Annotated in this window: 19 protein-coding genes and 1 other annotated feature; of the genes, 4 read left to right on the forward strand and 15 right to left on the reverse strand. The window is 53.1% G+C overall.

The annotated features are described in order from the left end of the window. Window positions 1-3: 3 nt before the first annotated feature. The 5 genes from thrB to yjjY form a co-directional block, all read right to left on the reverse strand. Entirely contained in the window at window positions 4-933 is a 930-nt protein-coding gene (thrB, locus tag E4Z61_RS13535) for a homoserine kinase (protein WP_135323226.1), read from the reverse strand. Window position 934: 1 nt separating this feature from the next. After that, a complete protein-coding gene (gene thrA / locus E4Z61_RS13540) occupies window positions 935-3397 on the reverse strand; it encodes a bifunctional aspartate kinase/homoserine dehydrogenase I (RefSeq protein ID WP_135323227.1) in 2463 nt (820 codons plus the stop codon). Between the two features lie 23 nt (window positions 3398-3420). Then, window positions 3421-3547: a sequence feature (Thr leader region), on the reverse strand. Continuing rightward, complete coding sequence (gene thrL, locus E4Z61_RS13545; RefSeq protein WP_135324940.1) at window positions 3477-3542, reverse strand: thr operon leader peptide; 66 nt, start codon at window positions 3540-3542, stop codon at window positions 3477-3479. Its footprint overlaps the feature before it by 66 nt. A 202-nt stretch (window positions 3548-3749) precedes the next feature. Then, complete coding sequence (locus tag E4Z61_RS13550; protein WP_135323228.1) at window positions 3750-4436, reverse strand: tRNA/rRNA methyltransferase; 687 nt, start codon at window positions 4434-4436, stop codon at window positions 3750-3752. Between the two features lie 399 nt (window positions 4437-4835). Further along, window positions 4836-4976 carry a YjjY family protein gene (yjjY, locus tag E4Z61_RS13555; RefSeq protein ID WP_001541509.1) on the reverse strand — a complete coding sequence of 47 codons (141 nt, stop codon included), beginning with the start codon at window positions 4974-4976 and terminating at the stop codon, window positions 4836-4838. 95 nt (window positions 4977-5071) lie between these two features. Between yjjY and arcA the strand changes: the two genes are divergently transcribed. Further along, window positions 5072-5788, forward strand: coding sequence for a two-component system response regulator ArcA (gene arcA, locus E4Z61_RS13560; RefSeq protein ID WP_001194359.1), 717 nt, complete (start codon window positions 5072-5074; stop codon window positions 5786-5788). A gap of 60 nt (window positions 5789-5848) precedes the next feature. On the opposite strand, the gene creD is transcribed toward arcA, so the two are convergent. Genes creD through creA form a run of 4 tightly spaced genes read right to left on the reverse strand, consistent with a single transcriptional unit; the run spans window position 5849 to window position 9852 of the window. Then, window positions 5849-7195, reverse strand: coding sequence for a cell envelope integrity protein CreD (gene creD / locus E4Z61_RS13565; protein WP_135323229.1), 1347 nt, complete (start codon window positions 7193-7195; stop codon window positions 5849-5851). 57 nt (window positions 7196-7252) lie between these two features. Further along, window positions 7253-8677 carry a two-component system sensor histidine kinase CreC gene (gene creC / locus E4Z61_RS13570; RefSeq protein ID WP_135323230.1) on the reverse strand — a complete coding sequence of 475 codons (1425 nt, stop codon included), beginning with the start codon at window positions 8675-8677 and terminating at the stop codon, window positions 7253-7255. Continuing rightward, window positions 8677-9366: a two-component system response regulator CreB gene (gene creB / locus E4Z61_RS13575; protein WP_135323231.1), complete on the reverse strand. Its 690-nt coding sequence runs from the start codon at window positions 9364-9366 to the stop codon at window positions 8677-8679. Before creB ends, creC begins: the two co-directional genes overlap by 1 nt. A 12-nt stretch (window positions 9367-9378) precedes the next feature. Further along, window positions 9379-9852 (reverse strand): protein CreA, encoded by a 474-nt coding sequence (creA, locus tag E4Z61_RS13580; protein WP_135323232.1) that lies wholly within the window; start codon window positions 9850-9852, stop codon window positions 9379-9381. A gap of 212 nt (window positions 9853-10064) precedes the next feature. On the opposite strand from creA, the gene robA reads away from it, so the two are divergent. After that, entirely contained in the window at window positions 10065-10934 is an 870-nt protein-coding gene (robA, locus tag E4Z61_RS13585; RefSeq protein WP_135323233.1) for an MDR efflux pump AcrAB transcriptional activator RobA, read from the forward strand. Here robA and gpmB read toward each other — a convergent pair. Continuing rightward, window positions 10931-11578, reverse strand: coding sequence for a 2,3-diphosphoglycerate-dependent phosphoglycerate mutase GpmB (gene gpmB / locus E4Z61_RS13590; RefSeq protein ID WP_135323234.1), 648 nt, complete (start codon window positions 11576-11578; stop codon window positions 10931-10933). The genes robA and gpmB overlap by 4 nt on opposite strands. 71 nt (window positions 11579-11649) lie before the next feature. On the opposite strand from gpmB, the gene yjjX reads away from it, so the two are divergent. Next, complete coding sequence (gene yjjX, locus E4Z61_RS13595; protein ID WP_135323235.1) at window positions 11650-12165, forward strand: inosine/xanthosine triphosphatase; 516 nt, start codon at window positions 11650-11652, stop codon at window positions 12163-12165. Window positions 12166-12173: 8 nt separating this feature from the next. Here yjjX and trpR read toward each other — a convergent pair whose 3' ends face one another. Both trpR and sltY read right to left on the reverse strand, forming a co-directional pair. After that, window positions 12174-12500 carry a trp operon repressor gene (gene trpR, locus E4Z61_RS13600; protein WP_135323236.1) on the reverse strand — a complete coding sequence of 109 codons (327 nt, stop codon included), beginning with the start codon at window positions 12498-12500 and terminating at the stop codon, window positions 12174-12176. Between the two features lie 89 nt (window positions 12501-12589). Continuing rightward, entirely contained in the window at window positions 12590-14527 is a 1938-nt protein-coding gene (gene sltY / locus E4Z61_RS13605; RefSeq protein ID WP_135323237.1) for a murein transglycosylase, read from the reverse strand. A gap of 209 nt (window positions 14528-14736) precedes the next feature. Between sltY and ettA the strand changes: the two genes are divergently transcribed. Continuing rightward, on the forward strand, window positions 14737-16404 hold the full coding sequence (gene ettA, locus E4Z61_RS13610) for an energy-dependent translational throttle protein EttA (protein ID WP_135323238.1): 1668 nt from the start codon (window positions 14737-14739) through the stop codon (window positions 16402-16404). A 52-nt stretch (window positions 16405-16456) separates the two neighbouring features. On the opposite strand, the gene nadR is transcribed toward ettA, so the two are convergent. Genes nadR through serB form a run of 3 tightly spaced genes read right to left on the reverse strand, consistent with a single transcriptional unit; the run spans window position 16457 to window position 20102 of the window. Continuing rightward, window positions 16457-17686 (reverse strand): multifunctional transcriptional regulator/nicotinamide-nucleotide adenylyltransferase/ribosylnicotinamide kinase NadR, encoded by a 1230-nt coding sequence (gene nadR, locus E4Z61_RS13615; RefSeq protein ID WP_135323239.1) that lies wholly within the window; start codon window positions 17684-17686, stop codon window positions 16457-16459. A gap of 53 nt (window positions 17687-17739) precedes the next feature. Continuing rightward, window positions 17740-19122: a DNA repair protein RadA gene (gene radA / locus E4Z61_RS13620; protein WP_135323240.1), complete on the reverse strand. Its 1383-nt coding sequence runs from the start codon at window positions 19120-19122 to the stop codon at window positions 17740-17742. Window positions 19123-19133: 11 nt separating this feature from the next. Then, window positions 19134-20102, reverse strand: a complete 969-nt coding sequence (serB, locus tag E4Z61_RS13625; protein ID WP_135323241.1) for a phosphoserine phosphatase — start codon at window positions 20100-20102, stop codon at window positions 19134-19136. Window positions 20103-20161 lie beyond the last annotated feature (59 nt).

Below are 20161 nucleotides of genomic sequence, written 5' to 3' on the forward strand. Positions count from 1 at the left end.
TTATTATCCCAGTACCCGTGCGCCCGCCGTGTCCAGCCGGCAAATATGAACAAAGCCTTCCTGATTTTGCAGGTAATTTTTACCCAGCCAGTCTGCGACACGCTGTGCCGTATCCGGTTTATCACATAACGCAAACAGCGTCGGCCCTGACCCGGAGATGCCGCTGGCCAGCGCACCTATTTCCGCCACCGCCTGACGCGCCTGGCTAAAACCGGGCAGCAAGCGGGTGCGATATGGCTCGGCAATCACATCTTTCATCAGCTTCGCGGCAAGCCCTGGCTGACGGGAATAGCAGGCATGAATAAAGCCCGCCAGATGCCGCCCGTGTGCGATACAGTCCTGGCGGCGGTATTGCGCCGGTAAAATCGCCCGCGCTTCAGCCGTGGAGACCTTAATTCCCGGATAGGCCAGTACCCACAGCCACTCATCAAAGCCTGGCACCTGTTGGCTAATAATGCCGTTTTCTTCAATCATCAATTGCATACCGCCCAAAAAGCACGGCGCAACGTTATCGTAGTGGATACTGCCGGAGATGCGCCCTTCCAGCTCGCCCATTATCGCCAGCAGCCGCATGTCGTTGAGCGGTTTACCGCAGTACTCATTCATTGCTACCAACGCGGCAACAACAGAACAGGCGCTGGAACCTAACCCCGAGCCAATCGGCATATTTTTTTCCAGCGTCATCGTCACCGGAATCTCTTTCCCCAGTTCCTGGCAGAATCGCTCCCAGCACTGGTAGACAATATTTTCTCGCGGCTCAGGCGGCAGCTTGTTAGCAAAGCGCCCAAGGTTGTTGAGGCTAAAGCTGTCGGCTGCTTCAACAGAGACAACATCGCCTAATAAAGAACCATCAACGGGCGTGACCGCTGCCCCGAGCACATCAAACCCGACGCTCATATTGGCACTGGAAGCCGGGGCGTAAACTCTCACCATGTTAAACTCCTAACTTCCATGAAAGGGTGCGTAGCAGGTCAGCAAAGACGCCCGCCGCCGTGACATCGTTACCCGCACCATACCCACGCAACACCAGCGGTAATGGCTGATAGTAATGACTGTAGAATGCCAGCGCGTTTTCGCCGTTTTTCACTTTAAACAGCGGATCGTTGCCATCCACTTCGGCGATTTTCACCCGACACACACCGTCTTCTTCGATATTGCCAACATAACGCATTACTTTCCCCTCATCACGAGCTTTCGCCACGCGAGCGGCAAACGCGTCGTCGAGTTGAGGCAGTTTCGCCATAAACGCAGAAACGTCGCCAGAATCATCAAAGTCTTGCGGTAGCACCGGTTCAATAACGATATCAGCAAGCTCCAGTTCGCGGCCGGTTTCGCGGGCAAGGATTAGCAGCTTACGCGCCACATCCGTCCCGGAAAGATCGTCGCGCGGGTCAGGTTCGGTATAACCCATTTCGCGTGCCAGAGTGGTGGCTTGCGAGAAGCTCATCCCTTCATCCAGTTTGCCAAAAATAAACGACAGCGAACCGGACAGAATACCGGAGAAGCGTTGCAGTTCATCACCTGCGCTGAGCAGGTTCTGCAGGTTTTCGATAACCGGTAAGCCCGCGCCCACGTTAGTGTCGTAAAGGAATTTACGTCGGGACTTCGCGGCGGCAAAACGCAGCTGATGGTAGTAATCCATCGACGAGGTGTTGGCCTTTTTGTTCGGCGTTACCACGTGGAAGCCTTCGCGCAGGAAGTCGGCATACTGATCCGCCACGGCCTGGCTTGACGTACAGTCGACAATCACTGGATTGAGCAGATGGTATTCTTTCACCAGGCGAATTAAGCGACCAAGGTTGAAAGGCTCTTTGGCTTCCGCCAGTTCCGCCTGCCAGTTTTCCAGGTTTAGGCCGTGGACATGAGTCAGCAATGCCTTCGAATTTGCTACCCCGCAAACGCGTAAATCAATATGCTTGCTCTTCAGCCAGCTTTGCTGGCGTTTTAACTGCTCAAGTAGAGCAGAACCTACGCCACCAACGCCTATCACAAAGACTTCGATCACCTGATCGGTATTGAACAGCATCTGATGCGTCACGCGCACACCGGTGGTGGCATCATCATTGTTCACCACCACCGAAATAGAGCGCTCAGACGAGCCCTGGGCGATAGCCACGATATTGATATTGGCCCGCGCCAGTGCCGCAAAGAATTTCGCCGAGATACCGCGCAGCGTACGCATACCGTCGCCAACCACCGAGATAATCGCCAGGCGCTCAGTCACCGCCAGCGGTTCCAGTAAGCCTTCTTTTAGCTCGAGGTAAAATTCATCCTGCATCGCGCGCTGCGCACGCGCACAGTCGCCCTGAGGGACGCAGAAACTGATGCTGTATTCAGAAGAAGACTGGGTGATCAGCACCACCGAGATCCCTGCGCGAGACATCGCGGCGAACACGCGTGCCGCCATGCCCACCATCCCTTTCATCCCAGGGCCCGAAACACTGAACATCGCCATATTGTTGAGATTCGAAATGCCTTTCACCGGTAAATCATCTTCATCGCGGCTGGCGCCAATCAGCGTACCCGGTGCTTGCGGGTTACCGGTATTTTTAATCAGGCAAGGGATTTGGAACTGGGCAATTGGGGTAATGGTGCGCGGGTGAAGCACTTTAGCGCCAAAATAAGACAGCTCCATCGCTTCCTGGTAAGACATTGACTTCAGCAGTCTGGCATCGGGTACCTGACGCGGGTCGCAGGTATACACGCCGTCAACATCCGTCCAGATCTCACAACAGTCGGCACGCAGGCAGGCGGCCAGTACGGCAGCGGAGTAATCAGAGCCGTTACGTCCCAGCACGACCAGCTCACCTTTTTCATTCCCGGCGGTAAAGCCCGCCATCAACACCATATGGTCTGCAGGAATACGGCTGGCGGCAATACGACGCGTAGACTCGGTAATATCAACGGTTGATTCGAGATAATGACCTACCGCTAACAGTTTCTCGACAGGATCGATGACCGTCACCTTGTGGCCACGTGCTTCCAGCAGTCCGGCCATAATAGCGATCGACATTTTTTCACCACGGCAGATAAGCGCGGCGTTAATGCTGTCCGGACATTGTCCCAGCAGGCTAATACCGTGCAGGACATGCTTAATTTGGGCAAATTCTTGTTCAACAAAGGCTTTGAGCTGTGCCAGCGGGAAACCAGGCTGTACCGCGGCAAGACCGATCAAAAGCTCAGAGAAAATGCGTTCGGCGTCACTGATATTGGCTAAAGCATCCTGACCACCGATGGTCTTTTCAATCATCGCCACCAGATGGTTAGTAATTTTTGCCGGGGCAGAGAGGACGGTCGCAACCTGCCCCTGCCTGGCATTGCTTTCCAGAATATCGGCAACCCGCAGAAAGCGCTCTGCATTTGCCACTGATGTACCGCCAAACTTCAACACTCGCATGGTTTACCTCGTTGCCTCTGGTCGAAAAAAAAGCCCGCACTGGTTAGGTGCGGGCTTTTTTCTGTGTTTCCTGTACGCGTCAGCCCGCACCTTTACCTGTGGTAATGGTGATGGTTGTTGTAATGGTGGTACCGACGCGTTTCATGATGTTGTGTGCTCTGTAATTATTATCTGTCCTGTATCCTTTTAGGGTTAAAGTATCTCGTGACCTAAGTCAATAAATTTTTAAATTGGTCACATTCCGAAACTTGTTCACGAGTCACTGCTTGCCGTTTTACTTTCAACTAATACAGCGCGTAACACCCTCTTGAAATCAGAATAAAAAACCACTTATAGCGAAAGTGGCAATTCTTTATTTTGTGATGTTTTTTTCAATATCATGTAAAAAACGGTGCAACATTGCCGTGTCTCGCTGTCCTAACAGGCCCATTCGTTGCTGCAGCCAGTCCGTGAGTTTGATATCGTCAGAAACGTTCAGTGTGGCTAATAGACGCAAAACGCGCGCGCGCAAAGCCTGTAGCTGAAGCTCATCCGTCACCTCAATGTTTTTGGCCGGTTGTTGTATTAAACCTGCTAATTGATAGCAATACACCATCACCGCCTGCCCCAAATTGAGTGAAGGATAGTCAGCCACCATCGGCACACCGGTCAGCACATCCGCCAGTGCTAATTCTTCATTCGTCAGACCCGAATCCTCTCGGCCAAAGACCAGCGCAGCGTGATCCATCCATGCGGATTTTTCCTCCAGCAGGGGAACCAATTCGACCGGGGTGGCGTAATAATGAAACTTAGCCCGACTGCGTGCGGTGGTGGCAACCGTAAAATCCACGTCGTGCAGCGCCTCGGCTAACGTTGAAAAAACGTTAATATTATCAATAATGTCACCCGACCCGTGGGCAACCCAGCGCGTGGCAGGTTCCATGTGCACCTGGCTGTCAACGATCCGCAACTCGGTGAATCCCATGGTTTTCATCGCACGGGCAGCCGCACCAATATTTTCCGCTCTGGCAGGGGCCACCAGAATAATTGTTAAACGCATTTTCCTACTCTTTTTGTCAGTTTGCCGAGAGTTAATGTGATGCACATCAACATATTACGCAGCGCAAATTTACATATTTTTAACAGAGATCACTGAAAAAGCATTTTACATTAAGTAAAAAATGCTAAACTGTTTCGTACCTGTACTATTGATTTTTATGTTAACAGAAGTTGTATATCCCGCTGTTTATCCATGATAATTTAATTTAGAATGGATCTCATTGATTGGATTCATTACATTTATTAATTAGCGCGTGCAACTAGTTGTAATATTGCAATTTTGTGATGAACGCTAACATTTGGATACGTTGATTTCATCAAACTGTTAACGTGCTACAATTGAACTTGATATATGTCAACGAAGCGTAGTTTTATTGGGTGTCCGGTACGTCTTAGCCTGTTATGTTGCTGTTAAAATGGTTAGGATGACAGCCGTTTTTGACACTGTCGGGTCCAGAGGGAAAGTGCCCACGACCAAGCTAATGATGTTGTTGACGTTGATGGAAAGTGCATCAAGAACGCAATTACGTACTTTAGTCACGTTGCGCCGGTCATGTTAATTTACGACATGCATCAGGCAGGTCAGGGACTTTTGTACTTCCTGTTTCGATTTAGTTGGCAATTTAGGTAGCAAACATGCAGACCCCGCACATTCTTATCGTTGAAGACGAGTTAGTAACACGCAACACGTTGAAGAGCATTTTCGAAGCGGAAGGCTATGATGTATTCGAGGCGACAGATGGCGCGGAAATGCATCAGATCCTCTCTGAATATGACATCAACCTTGTGATTATGGATATCAATCTGCCAGGTAAAAACGGTCTTCTGTTAGCGCGTGAACTTCGCGAACAAGCTAACGTTGCGCTGATGTTCCTGACGGGCCGCGATAACGAGGTTGATAAAATCCTCGGCCTCGAAATCGGCGCTGACGATTACATCACCAAGCCGTTTAACCCGCGTGAACTGACTATCCGTGCTCGTAACCTGCTGTCCCGTACCATGAACCTGGGCACAGTCAGCGAAGAACGCCGTAGCGTCGAAAGCTACAAGTTCAATGGTTGGGAACTGGATATCAACAGCCGTTCTCTGATCGGTCCTGACGGTGAGCAGTATAAACTGCCACGCAGCGAATTCCGTGCCATGCTTCACTTCTGTGAGAATCCGGGCAAGATCCAGTCTCGCGCAGAACTGCTGAAAAAAATGACCGGTCGCGAACTGAAACCGCATGATCGTACCGTTGACGTAACTATCCGCCGCATTCGTAAACATTTCGAATCAACACCGGATACACCAGAAATCATCGCCACCATTCACGGTGAAGGCTACCGTTTCTGCGGCGACCTGCAGGATTAATTTCATCCTTACTGGTACAAAAACGGCGCTTTACGCGCCGTTTTTCATTTCTTCATCACCCTATTTCCACAAGCGAAATTCGTCGTTCTCTGCGACTTGAACCTCTTTGGGCTTCGTCTGAGCAAGCGAGTGCCAGTCAAGATGGCGCGTCAGGAACATAATCCCGCACAGTGCCAATAGCAGCACACCGGTTCCCAGCAACAAAGAACTGTCCTGCGAACGCAGTAATACCCACATCACCCCATCCAGTGTCAGCAGTGCCACGGTGAACAAAATACTGTTACGCCATCCTTGTAATACTGCCTGTAAATAAACGCCGTTCATCAGCGCACCAACCAGACTGGCTATAATCCACGCGGCGGTAAAACCGACATGCTCTGACAACGCCAGCAGCAACAAGTAAAACATCACTAGCGATAAGCCCACCAGCAGGTACTGCATCGGGTGCAGACGCAGGCTGGTCATGCTTTCAAGCACGAAGAAAGACATAAAGGTCAGCACAATCAGCAGAATGGCATATTTTGTTGCCCTGTCCGTTAACTGATACTGATCGGCCGGTGTTGCTACTGCCACGCTAAATGCAGGCATGCCCTGCCAGCCAATCTTTTCCCCGTCAAAACGCTCACCGAGGTTATTGGCGAACCAGCTGCTTTGCCATTGTGCAGTAAAACCTGACGCGCTAATTTCGCGCTTAACCGGCAGAAAATCCCCCAAAAAGTTAGGATGTGGCCAATTGCTGGTTAAGGTCATTTCGCTGTTGCGCCCCACCGGAACGACGGAGAAATCGCCAGTACCACTCAAATTCAGTGACAACGCCAGACTGAGGTTGTGCTCCGCCCATCCCGCGTCCGGTAGCGGAATGTGGATCCCCTGAGCACGCCCATCCAACCCTGTTCCAGGCTCAACGGCCAGTGACGTCCCATTGATCTGCGGCACTTTCACCACACCAATTCCGCGCGCATCACCTACGCCAACCACAATAAACGGTTTCCCCAACGTTACATTGGGATGATTCAATTCACTCAGCCGTTCAGCATTAAATTCTGCTTTAAGGGACACATCGTTGTGCCAAACCTGACCCTCGTAAATACCGACTTTACGTCCTTCAACATTTTGATTGCCCTCAACCATCAGCAATTCCGGCAGCCAGAAATGGATATAACTGCGCTTACGCAGGACCTCTTTATCATCCTCCAGCGCGGTATAAAGTTCGGTTACGGGGATAGCAATCAGCGGCCCGACTAATTTCTGCGGCCCGCTGGTACTCTGCCGGATGGCATCGTCTACCTCATGACGATAATCCGATCGCTCAACAATTATCTGCCTGACCATCGTCAGCGGAATTAACAGCAGCAGCATTGCGCCACTTAAGGTGACAATTTTCCAAAACAGGGGGGATTTCAACATAGCGTTCTCCTTTGCAATGACGGCAAGGTAGAACAGTTATGTGCGCAGAAATTGAAGCTATGTGAAGTGACGGTGAAGTGTGAACGACGCCTGCGCTCCGCCTTCGGGCCGGTTAGATAATGTCACCGTACCTTCATGCAGTCGCACAACTTCGCTGACAAACGCCAGCCCCAAACCACTGCTCTTGTGCCCATTCTCGCGTGGAAGCGAATAAAAGCGCTCAAATATGCGTGGCAACGCAAAGTCAGGGATGCCGCTACCGCTGTCCGTAACCTGCAACGTGACCTTATCTCCTTGCTGTTGCGCGCTCAGGACAATGGTTCCCTGCTCAGGCGTGAAGTCGATGGCGTTATCCAGCAGGTTACCTACAGCCTGTTCCAGCAGAGCGGGTTCAGCGGCGACAACCAAAGACGAGGGCACAATGTTCAACGTGATATGCTTAGCGGCCAGTTGGACGCTACGCGCTTCACGCAACTGGGCAAACAGCCCATCTACCGAAACGGGCGTAAACGTAATATCCTGCCGGTTCTCCAGTCGCGCCTGGCGCAGCAGGGTTTCAACCAGCGCCTGCATACGTGCATTTTGAGTCAGAATATTGTCGGTGAAACGCGCCACCACGTCAGGCGGCGGTCCTTCACGCAAAATTTCTGCCGCGCCGCGAATAGCCGCCAGCGGACTTTTGAGCTCATGCGTTAAGGCATACACATATTGCTCGATGTAATTTTTGCCCTCCAGCTTCAGACGCATACTTTCCAGCGCCTGCGCCAGTTTACGTAATTCACTGCTGCCTAAATCCGGTAACGCGACGGGTCGATTCTCCGTCACAGAGTCGGCATAGCGCGCCAGCCGGGCAATAGACCGGTTAATCCACCATACCATCCCAACGCCAATCACTAATGCAATGCCCAGCAACACGGCACTCGCCCACAGCATCCGCCGCTCGCTACGTTTAATGACCGGGGCCATCGCCGCATTCGGTTTACCAACGCTAAGCACCCCAATAATACGCTCGCCGTCGATAATCGGTGCGGCAACGTACATCACCGAACTTTCCGGGTCAGCCGGGTTTTGCGGCGTACTGCGCGCGCCATACTGACCGCGCAGCGTTAACCACACATCGTTCCAGCGGGAATAATCTTCCCCTACCGCTTTGTTGGCAGAATCAAACAGCACCTTGCCCTGGGCGTCCGTCATGTAGACGTGATATTCATTACGCACTTTGTTAATACCGCTGATATTGGCGCGAAAGGGGCGATTGTGCAGTTGCGAGAACGCCTGTGCCAGCTTGCCGTTGGCGGGAGAACCGGAGAGAACATCGTCACGCGCCAGCGCCGCTAACAACGTGGCGGTGTCAATCAAGGTGCCTTCGGTGGCACGGCGTACACCAGGCTTAATCTCCTGCACAAAAATAGACAGAACAAACCAAGCGGCAACGGCGACAATCAGAAAGTAGCCCAGCAGCAACCGCATGCCAATGCGCATCAGGCGTTCCTCAGGCTATATCCCATGCCACGATGAGTGTTAATCGGTGAGAGTTCGGGATTAATAGCCCGCAGTTTGGCACGCAGCGTTTTGATGTGTGTGTCCACCGTTCTGTCATAGGTATCCTGCGCATCGGCCCAGACTAAATCCATCAACTGCTGGCGAGAGTAGATGCGACCTGGCGACATCAGCAAGGTTTTTAGCAACAGGAATTCATAGCGCGTCAGGTTTAACGGACTGCCAAACCATGCGATCTGTGCGGCGGGTTCATTGAGTTCAAAATCACCAAAGCGCGTTGCCGATGACGGCGCAGCGAATTTCCTCACCCGCCGGAGTAACGTGCGCACCCTGGCACACACCTCACGCGGTGAGAAAGGTTTGGCGACATAATCATCCGCGCCAATCTCCAGCCCCAGCAGACGATCCACTTCATCGCTGCGGGCGGTCAGAAAGAGAACGGGCAGCGCCGGATGGCGCTCCAGCAGACGTCGACAGAGCTCAAAACCGCTGATATCGGGTAATCCGACATCGAGGATTATCGCATCCGGGCATCGCTGCCGCGCATTTTCCAGCACGGGCAACCCACGCTCAAACGCTTCCACGCTAAAACCTTCCTGTTGCAGCATGTAGATAAGCGTATCCGCGATCCCCTGCTCATCCTCAACCAACCAGATCAACGCCTGTTGCATTCTGCTTCCTTGTTACTGCCGCCACGGCATAATAGGCACCGCACTAATGGCATTTTTAGGCGAACCGTCGACAACCTTGTCGGAATAGGCCAGATACGCCAGCGTGTTGCGTTTTTCATCATAAAAGCGCACGACCTGTAATGATTTAAACACCAGCGACGTACGTTTCTTGAAGACGACTTCTCCCTGAGCTTTACCGTTCTTAATTCTGTCACTCAACTCAACCGGACCCACCTGCTGACAGGAAATGGCGGCATCGGAAGTGTCTTCCGCCAGCCCCAGCCCCCCCTTGATGCCGCCGGTCTTCGCGCGACTGACGTAGCAGGTCACATTAGTGACATCCGGATCGTCAAACGCTTCGACAACGATTTTATGATCTGGCCCAAACATTTTGAACACCGTATCGACAGAACCAATCTGTTCCGCGTGAGCCACCTGTGCCAGCATCAGCAAAATTGACGAAATGACTAAGCTCTTATATTTCATATTGTTACCATTCTTTAAAGTTACTCTGTGTAATTATTCGACATTCTAAGATAAAACGTATACAGATCACAGGATTACAATAATCACGCTTTCGTATGTCCAAAAACAGCATTTATGCGCAAAAAAAACACTGAATGCTAAAACAGCAAAAAATGCTATTATCCTCATTACCTGACGTCAGGTACTCGCTGTTGAAAGGATGAGGATATTTTATGGATCAGGCTGGCATTATTCGCGACCTATTAATCTGGCTGGAAGGTCATCTGGATCAACCTCTGTCGCTTGACAATGTGGCGGCAAAGGCAGGCTATTCCAAGTGGCATCTGCAGAGAATGTTTAAGGACGTGACGGGCCACGCTATTGGCGCCTATATCCGCGCCCGTCGTTTATCAAAATCCGCTGTGGCGCTACGCCTGACTGCGCGTCCGATTCTGGATATTGCCCTGCAATACCGTTTTGACTCTCAACAGACGTTTACCCGTGCGTTCAAAAAGCAATTTTCCCAGACACCTGCGCTGTACCGCCGTTCGCCGGAATGGAGCGCTTTTGGTATTCGCCCACCGATGCGACTCGGGGAATTCGCCATGCCGGCGCACCAGTTTGTGACGCTGGAAGATACGCACCTGCTCGGCACCACGCAAAGCTACTCCTGCTCGCTGGAACAGATTTCCGATTTCCGTCATGAAATGCGTATTCAGTTCTGGCGCGACTTCCTCAGTCAGGCCCCTGCGATCCCGCCGGTGCTGTATGGTCTGAACGAAACACGCCCTAGCTTTGAGAAAGATGACGAGCAGGAAGTATTCTATACCACAGCACTCACGCCAGAACAGGCCAGTGGCTATGTCCAGTCGGCGCAGCCAATCCTGTTGCAGGGCGGCGAATATGTGATGTTTACGTATGAAGGTCTGGGAACAGGTGTACAGGAATTTATTCTGACGGTGTACGGCACCTGTATGCCAATGCTGAACCTGACGCGTCGTAAAGGTCAGGATATAGAGCGATACTACCCGGCAGAAGATGCCAAAGCAGGCGATCGCCCTATTAATCTACGCTGCGAATTCCTGATTCCTATCCGCCGTTAACGCTGTAGCTCATCCAACGCAGGGGCGTCCAGATGCGAGATGTCCCCTGCCGTTTCAACAACCCAACCCGGTGCCAGCCATAGACTTTCCTGATAATCGACGCGGGAAATCGAGCAGTTGCGCAGACGCAAGCGACGCTCAGCCCAGGCGGGCAATCCCAGAATCGTACTCACCAGACAGCCCAGCGCAATACCGTGGCTCACTAGCAGTGGACGACTCCCCGGCGGAAGCTCCAGACAGGATGCCAACGCAGCGTTAACACGATCTGCCAGCTCCTGCATTGACTCACCTTCCGGAATGCGTCCATCTACCGTGCCATTCACCAACTGGCGGCGCCAGCCTTCTTCCTCTGGTGTCAGAGAGTCGATGTGGCGTTTTTCCAGCACCCCCATATTCAGCTCGCGCAGGCGGGAGTCATAGGTGATATCACAGCCACAAGCCTGGGCGATGATTTCTGCGGTGCGTCGTGTACGACCTAAATCGCTACTGATGACGTGCGTGATGCCAAGCGAGCGGGCGCGTTCGCCAACCTGCATAGCTTGCTGCTCACCTTTAGCGGTCAGCGGGCTGTCTGACTGGCCTTGAATACGTCGCTCGGCGTTCCACTGCGTTTCACCGTGGCGAACAAGGTATACCTGTAACATGCGTTTTTTCCGTTATATACTCGTCATACTTTGAGTAGACTCTGCGATGAATTTTCAAACTGAGCTTAATTATGCACAAGGTTATCTCTGCGACCACCAATCCTGCCAAAATTCAGGCAATTCTTCGGGCATTTGAAGAGATTTTCGGTGAAGGATCCTGCCATATTGAACCCATCGCCGTCGAGAGCGGTGTGCCGGAACAACCTTTTGGAAGTCAGGAAACGCGCACTGGCGCACGAAATCGCGTGGATAACGCACGCTGCCTGCATCCACAGGCCGATTTCTGGGTGGCCATTGAGGCGGGAATTGACGATGACGCCACCTTCAGTTGGGTGGTGATTGATAATGGCGCCCAGCGCGGTGAAGCGCGTTCTGCCACGCTGCCGCTACCGGCGGTTATTCTCGACAGAGTCCGTCAGGGAGAAGCGCTCGGTCCGGTGATGTCGCAGTACACGGGCATTGACGAGATTGGCCGTAAAGAAGGGGCGATTGGCGTGTTTACCGCCGGGAAGTTAACCCGCACCAGCGTCTATCACCAGGCGGTGATCCTGGCGCTCAGCCCGTTTCATAACGAGGTGTATCAGTAAGTTGTAGGTCAGACATTTTTCAGCAGTACCTGCTCCAGCCACTGACGCAGCTCGACCGGTGCGGATTTGAGGCTGTTCGAACCCCGCGTAATAGTGGCGATACCCGCCCCAAGCTCATTTTTCAGCTCGCGCTGGCTCATCTCGCCACGCAGCAGCTCCTCAACAATGCGCACCCGAGTTCCCAATGCTTCGCGCTCGTCCGGTGTTAACATCAAATTGAGCAGCGGCAGGTGCAAATCTTGCTCGTAGGCGTGTTTAAGCAGATCGACAAAACGTAACCACTCCTGGTGACGTTGTTCTGCCATCTCTGCTGAATAGGGTGATTGCTGTGTCATAAGATATCGCCATCGTTGTGGGGGAAGCGCGATGCCTCCCCCCTTTTGTACTCTTTAACGAGTACGATAGCATAACACACTCAGTGTGATCAGTAACGGCGTTGCCATTCTGCGTCGCTCATCAACTCAGGCTTATCGCCGAGGAAGTAGCGATAGTAGGCATCGTAAGCCAGCACGTTTTTCACGTACCCACGGGTCTCAGAGAACGGGATACTTTCCACAAACGCCACGGCATCAATGCGTCCCGCGCTATTGCCAAGCCAGGTGCGAACACGACCCGGTCCGGCGTTATAGGCCGCTGAAGCAAAGATGCGGTTATTGCCAAACTGTTGATACACATACTGCAAATAGCTGGTACCGATATTGATGTTGGTATCAGGATCCAGTAGCTGGCTTGGGCTGCTGTAACCCGGAATCGAGAACATTTTCACCGTATGCGTCGCCGTGCCCGGCATTATCTGCATCAACCCGCTGGCGCCTACCGGTGATTTCACCTTCGGGTTCCAGGCGCTTTCCTGACGTGCGATCGCCATCGCATAACTCTGCGGAATATCCTTGTCGCTGGTGTAGCGGGTAAACAGATCTTTGTAGGCCAGCGGGAAACGTTCTTCCAGATGATCCCAGAGTTTACCCGCGATCGTTGCCTGCACGCTCAGATCCCACCAGTGGTTATTAAACGCATAACGCGCCAGTTGTGCCTGCTCAGACTTGGTGCGACTGGTGACCAGGTTCGCCCATTCGCTGCGTGCAGTATTGTCCAGGTTCCAGTACATCAGCTCACGCACGCGCGCCATTTCCGGTCCCTGAGTCAGCGCAGAGTCAACGTTCGCTGGCGCTTTATCCACTTTCAACACGTACTCTTCACCGAGGCGTTGCGCCGCCACCATCGGATAGAAACCACGTTGCTGCATTAACTGGTGTAGGATCTCTTTTGCTTCAGCGTCACGCCCGCGCTCCAGCAGCAGATCCGCCTGCCAGTAGCGCCATTCGTCTTTTTCTTTTGCTTCCATCGGCAGACGCGCCAGCCAGGTATTCAGTCCGCGACGATCGCCGGTTCCCAGCGCCATGCGCACACGGCGTTCCACAAGCGTAGTGGAATTTGAGCGCATAATCGCATCATCGCGCCATTTGGCCTGCTCGTCAGTGACGTCGTTGCCCATCAGACGCCAGGCGACAATATCGCGCAACTCCTGGGTTTGGTCGTCATTAAGCTGCTGCGCCTGTGCTAATGACGGGATCATCAAGCGTGCATTTTCCGCATCCTGACGCGCCACACTGGCAAATGCCACAGCCGCCATCTGACGGGTAAAATCCGTGGCGCCGGTGGTACGTGCAAAAGTCATCACCGAATTAGGGTTGTTTGCTAATGCGATAATCGCTGAAGCAATGGTCTGATACTCCGCCGGCATTTGTCCGGCCAGCGCGGTAACCAGCCCCGTATTACCCGCCTTCATCGCCAGGCGAATACGTTCGAGATAAGCCAGTGGATCCTGAGTACCTGATGCCCGCCATACGCCGAATAATTTGTCACAGGCATTAGGCTGACTCTTCCCGGTTAGCCAAAGATCTTTTGCGCCCTGCCAGGCTTCTTCAGCCTGGCCGGTACTCCATTTCGCATAGTAGTAATTACATTGCGCTTCGGTGGTACCGGGTTTATCCGGGCTGAATGCTAGCAGCCCACGCCAGTCTTCCCGACGCGCCAGTTCGTTCACGAAGCGCGATTGCAGCGTGCGCGCGGGCGGCAGCGTTGGGTTAGCGCGCACAAAATTGGTTACAGTAACGGTGGGCTGATTCATCAGATCGTCAGTAATTTGGCGATATTCAAGGTAGGGATACAGAGGATAGTTCTTCAGGCCCGGCATCATTTGCTCTACGACATCCATCTGCCGGTTATCCCAGGCCTGTTTAATTTGCGCATAGCGATTGCGCTGGTCATCCAGAGAATCAGCTCGCGCCATTTGACTGACCGTCAGCAGACATACGCTGGCCGCCAGCAGGCGCCAGGTTACGTGTTTGGCTTTGTCCACAAGCTCTTCCTCTTATCGTGTTACGTCTGTACAGCATCATGCCGCTTAATAGATTCATGCTAACCAGACATTGCAAAATGTGCCACGTTACGGACACTTTTTTACTTTTGTTGCGAGTGAGATCTGCTGGCTGGGATTGGGCAATGAAAAAGGCTACACTTCGCCTTTGATAACTATTCATCATTAATTAGATGAGAGGCGAGTCCAACGTGGCCCAATTCGTTTATACCATGCATCGTGTCGGCAAAGTCGTTCCGCCGAAACGTCATATTCTTAAAAACATCTCTCTGAGCTTCTTCCCGGGTGCCAAAATCGGTGTACTCGGTCTGAACGGCGCGGGTAAATCTACCCTGCTGCGCATCATGGCCGGCATTGATACCGACATCGAGGGCGAAGCACGTCCGCAACCGGGTATCAAGATCGGTTACCTGCCGCAGGAACCGAAACTGAACCCAGAGCATACCGTTCGTGAATCCGTTGAAGAAGCGGTCGCTGAAGTGGTTAACGCCCTGAAAGGCCTGGATGAAGTGTACGCGAAGTACGCCGAGCCGGATGCCGACTTCGATAAGCTTGCCGCGCAGCAAGGTAAGTTCGAAGAAATTATTCAGGCACACGACGGCCACAACCTGAACGTTCAGTTGGAGCGTGCCGCTGATGCCCTGCGCCTGCCGGACTGGGATGCCAAAATTGAGAAACTGTCCGGTGGTGAACGCCGCCGCGTCGCGCTGTGCCGCCTGCTGCTGGAAAAACCAGACATGCTGCTGCTCGACGAACCGACCAACCACCTGGATGCAGAATCCGTGGCATGGCTAGAACGCTTCCTGCACGACTTTGAAGGGACCGTAGTGGCTATTACCCACGACCGTTACTTCCTCGATAACGTTGCCGGATGGATTCTGGAACTTGACCGCGGTGAAGGTATTCCGTGGGAAGGTAACTACTCTTCCTGGCTGGAGCAGAAAGATCAGCGTCTGGCGCAGGAAGCCTCTCAGGAAGCGGCTCGCCGTAAATCCATTGAGAAAGAGCTGGAGTGGGTACGTCAGGGTGCGAAAGGCCGTCAGTCGAAGGGCAAAGCCCGTCTGGCACGCTTTGAAGAACTCAACAGCACCGAATACCAGAAACGTAACGAAACCAACGAACTGTTTATTCCACCTGGACCACGTCTGGGCGATAAAGTCGTTGAGGTCAGCAACCTGCGTAAATCCTACGGCGATCGCCTGTTAATTGACGATCTGAGCTTCTCAGTACCGAAAGGCGCAATTGTCGGTATCATCGGTCCGAACGGCGCGGGTAAATCAACCCTGTTCCGTATGCTCTCTGGTGAAGAACAGCCAGACAGCGGCACCATCGAACTGGGTGAAACCGTGAAACTGGCCTCCGTTGACCAGTTCCGTGACGCTATGGATAACAGCAAAACCGTGTGGGAAGAAGTGTCCGGCGGGCTGGATATCATGAAGATCGGCAACACCGAAATGCCAAGCCGCGCTTACGTAGGCCGCTTCAACTTCAAAGGTGTTGATCAAGGTAAACGCGTCGGCGAACTGTCCGGTGGTGAGCGTGGCCGTCTGCACCTGGCGAAACTGCTGCAGGTTGGCGGCAACATGCTGCTGCTCGATGAACCGACAAACGACCTGGATATCGAAACCCTGCGCGCGCTGGAAAACGCCCTGCTGGAGTTCCCAGGCTGCGCGATGGTTATCTCGCACGACCGTTGGTTCCTCGACCGTATCGCCACCCACATTCTGGATTACCAGGATGAAGGGAAAGTCGAATTCTTCGAAGGTAACTTTACCGAATACGAAGAGTACAAGAAACGCACGCTGGGTGCAGATGCGCTGGAGCCGAAGCGTATCAAATACAAGCGTATTGCGAAGTAACTGCCGTTAAATGTCAGTTGGCGGTGTAACGCCGCCAGCTGGCATTTCAGTCTTATCCCTGCTCGCCCATTAATTCTTTCACCAACTCCACACAACGCAGGAATCGACCGTCATAGTCAGGCTCCTCCACGTGCACAAATTCAATATTGTTTTCCTGCAACATCTCCACCAACAGCGTCTGAAACGCCTTCCGGTCAACCGAACTTCCCAGACTGCGTAATCCATCCGCAACCCACGGCGTATTGTTTTCCAGCAGGATCACCAGATCGAAGCGATATTCGTCGATCAGCGCCTGCACAAACGGGTGCTCACGGCCTTCGTACTTTTTACAGAACGCCTGAGTGGTGACAAAGTCAGTATCGATAAACGCCACTTTATTGGCGTATTTAACTGCAAAATCAATGTACTGAGCTTGACCGAGCGCGATTTTATCGTAATCGGAATACTGTAACGCCATCTCATCGCCGCCCAAATGGGAGAAGACATAATCACGGCCATATTCCCACGCACTGGTGGTATTGAAGATATTGGCGAGCTTATTCACCAACGTCGATTTGCCGCTCGACTCGCCGCCGAGGATCGCCACGGTACGCACGAAAAACGGCTTAACCTCAGTGGGGATATATTCCCAGTAGCGAAACGGGTTTTCACGGATTTGTCCACCACTGATGCTCATAAACGTCCGTTTGGGATCGACCAGTACCGTTTCTATTCCCAGATGCTCAAGATACTGTGGCGCATCGGCTTCTTCAGAGGTGTAGATCCAGTTTGGCTGGATCCCCTTCTCCTGCATAAACGTTTTGATGCCATTACCCCATACATCCCAGCCGTGCGGATAAGGCTCCATGCCTTCTTCGTTGAAGGCATGAATACGGATATTTTTCTGATACTTGAACGTTTGGAGCAGCCAGCGAAGACGGTCGGAAACCGTGGGCTGTTGTGACATGGCGCTGTCTTCAAACAGGCTGCGGTCGCGCGTATCGTCATAGCCCATGATGATATGCAGCTCATCAACCTGGCTACAGGCACGCTGGATCAGATAGATATGGCCGGTATGCAGCGGATAGAACTTACCGAATACCACACCGATATTTTTCTGCTGCCGAGGAAACTCAAGTCCGAGAAAACGGTGCAGCGCCTCCAGCTTTTGCGCGCTGGGGCTTTTGATTTTGGCATTCAGGAGTTGGCTTAAATATCCCTTGGTCATGCCGCTGGCATCCGCCACCTGTTGCAGGGTACAGCCCTTTTGCTTAATGGCGGTTTTCAGATAATTAAATGACACAAGAGCCTCCTGCTTTACTAAAAAAAACGTAATACCCTAGAACGAATATTAAATTATAAGTCGTCAAACACGTTTAACGCATCCGCAAGCTTTTTAACGCCAAAAACCTGCATCCCTTCCGGTACTTTCTTCGGTACGTTGGCAGCAGGGACAATTGCCCGACGAAAACCGTGCTTCGCCGCTTCCGAAATACGTTCCTGACCGCTGGGAACCGGGCGAATCTCACCCGCCAGCCCCACTTCGCCAAAGACCACTAAATCGTGCGGCAACGGCCTGTCGCGCAGGCTGGACACCATCGCCAGCAGTAACGCGAGATCCGCACTGGTTTCGGTGACTTTTACGCCACCAACCACGTTGACGAACACGTCCTGGTCAGACATTTGCAGACCACCGTGGCGGTGCAGCACCGCCAGCAGAATCGCCAGACGGTTTTGTTCCAACCCTACCGCCACGCGGCGCGGGTTCGCCATCATCGAGTGATCGACCAGCGCCTGAATCTCTACCAGCAGTGGACGCGTCCCTTCCCAGACCACCATCACCGAACTGCCGGAGGTAACTTCATCACCACGGCTTAAGAAGATGGCGGAAGGGTTGCTGACTTCGCGCAGACCCTGTTCGGTCATGGCGAAAACGCCAAGTTCATTCACCGCGCCAAAACGGTTTTTATGGCTACGCAGGGTTCGGAAACGAGAATCCGCGTCGCCGTCGAGCAGTACCGAGCAGTCAATGCAGTGCTCCAGTACTTTTGGCCCGGCCAGCGAGCCATCTTTAGTAACGTGACCAACCATGACAATCGCCACGCCGCGCGTTTTGGCAAAGCGCGTCAGGTACGCTGCGGTTTCACGTACCTGCGCCACGCTGCCCGGCGAAGACTGAATATCCGCCATGTGCATCACCTGAATGGAGTCGATAACCATCAGCTTTGGCTGTTCTTCTTCGGCAATCAGGCAAATCTGCTCGATGCTGGTTTCCGACAGCATATTGAGATTCGCCGTCGGCAGGCCGAGTCGATGGGCGCGCATTGCCACTTGTTGCAGGGATTCTTCCCCCGTGACGTACAGGGTTTTCATCTGCTCAGCAAGCTTGCACAGCGTTTGCAGCAGTAGGGTGGATTTCCCCGCCCCTGGATTACCACCTATCAGAATGGCGCTGCCGGGTACCACACCGCCGCCCAGCACGCGGTCGAACTCTTTAAAACCGGTAGAAAAACGCGGCAGCTCTTCAAGACTGATATCCGCCAGCTTTTGCACCTTCGCGACGCCTGCGTTACCGGCATAACCGCTCAGACGCTCATTACGCGCCACCGTCGGCGATGCGGCAAGGCGCACCTCGGTAATCGTGTTCCAGGCCTGACAAGCGCTACATTGTCCCTGCCAGCGCGGATAATCGGCCCCGCATTCATTACATACAAAGGCGCGTTTAGGAGCTTTTGCCACGGTTTACCTCGTTATTTCTGATTCATGCTGCCAGAGAGAATGCAGAACACGCCCATCAGGTCAGCGTGACGGATAGTGATCTCCGTCTTTTCATTCACTTTTGGCTTAGCATGGTAGGCGATCCCCAGCCCTGCCGTTTTGATCATCGGCAGATCGTTTGCCCCATCGCCGATCGCCACCGTTTGTATCATCGGGATTTCGTACTCCTGCGCCAGACGGGTCAGGGTATTGGCTTTATACTGGGCATCAACGATATCGCCAATCACATTGCCGGTAAATTTCCCGTCCATGATCTCCAGTTCATTGGCCACAGCTGCCGTCAGACGCAGCTTGTCACGCAGATAGTCGGCAAAAAAAGTAAATCCACCTGAGGCGATAGCCACTTTCCAGCCCAGCGTTTCCAGCTTCAGCACCAGCTGCGTCAGGCCGGGCATCAGCGGTAAACTCTCACGTACCTGTTGCAGAATATTGGCATCAGCGCCCTTCAGCGTGGCGACACGGCTGCGCAGGCTGGCGGTAAAATCCAGCTCGCCACGCATCGCGCGTTCAGTGACTTCTGCGACCATCTCGCCGGTTCCGGCCAGCTTGGCGATTTCATCAATACACTCGATCTGGATCGCCGTCGAATCCATGTCCATCACCAACAGGCCAGGCGTGCGCAAATGCGGGATTTTGCCCAGCGGGGCGACATCCAGCCTGGCATCATGCGCCAGTTTTGTCGCACGCGGCGTTAACGACCCCGCCAGGCGAATCACCTGATAATCCTCGACGCACCAGGCCGCCACGATCACCATCGCCGCACCCAGTTTGCTCTGGTATTGCGTTAAGCGTTGTTTATCCAGCCCACGACCATACAGCAGCCAGCCACTGCGGCCCGCGTGGTAATCCAGTGGCATCACTTCATCACCACTTAAAGAGAGGGGCAGACCTGGCCACAGAGAGACATCTTCAGGTAGATCGCACCAGGTAATGTTAGGCATTAAAGCTCCTGTAAAATCGTTCGGGTCGGAATCATCCAGGGGAAAATAACGCATGAGGC

The organism is Citrobacter tructae (assembly GCF_004684345.1).
Lineage (GTDB): Bacteria > Pseudomonadota > Gammaproteobacteria > Enterobacterales > Enterobacteriaceae > Citrobacter > Citrobacter tructae.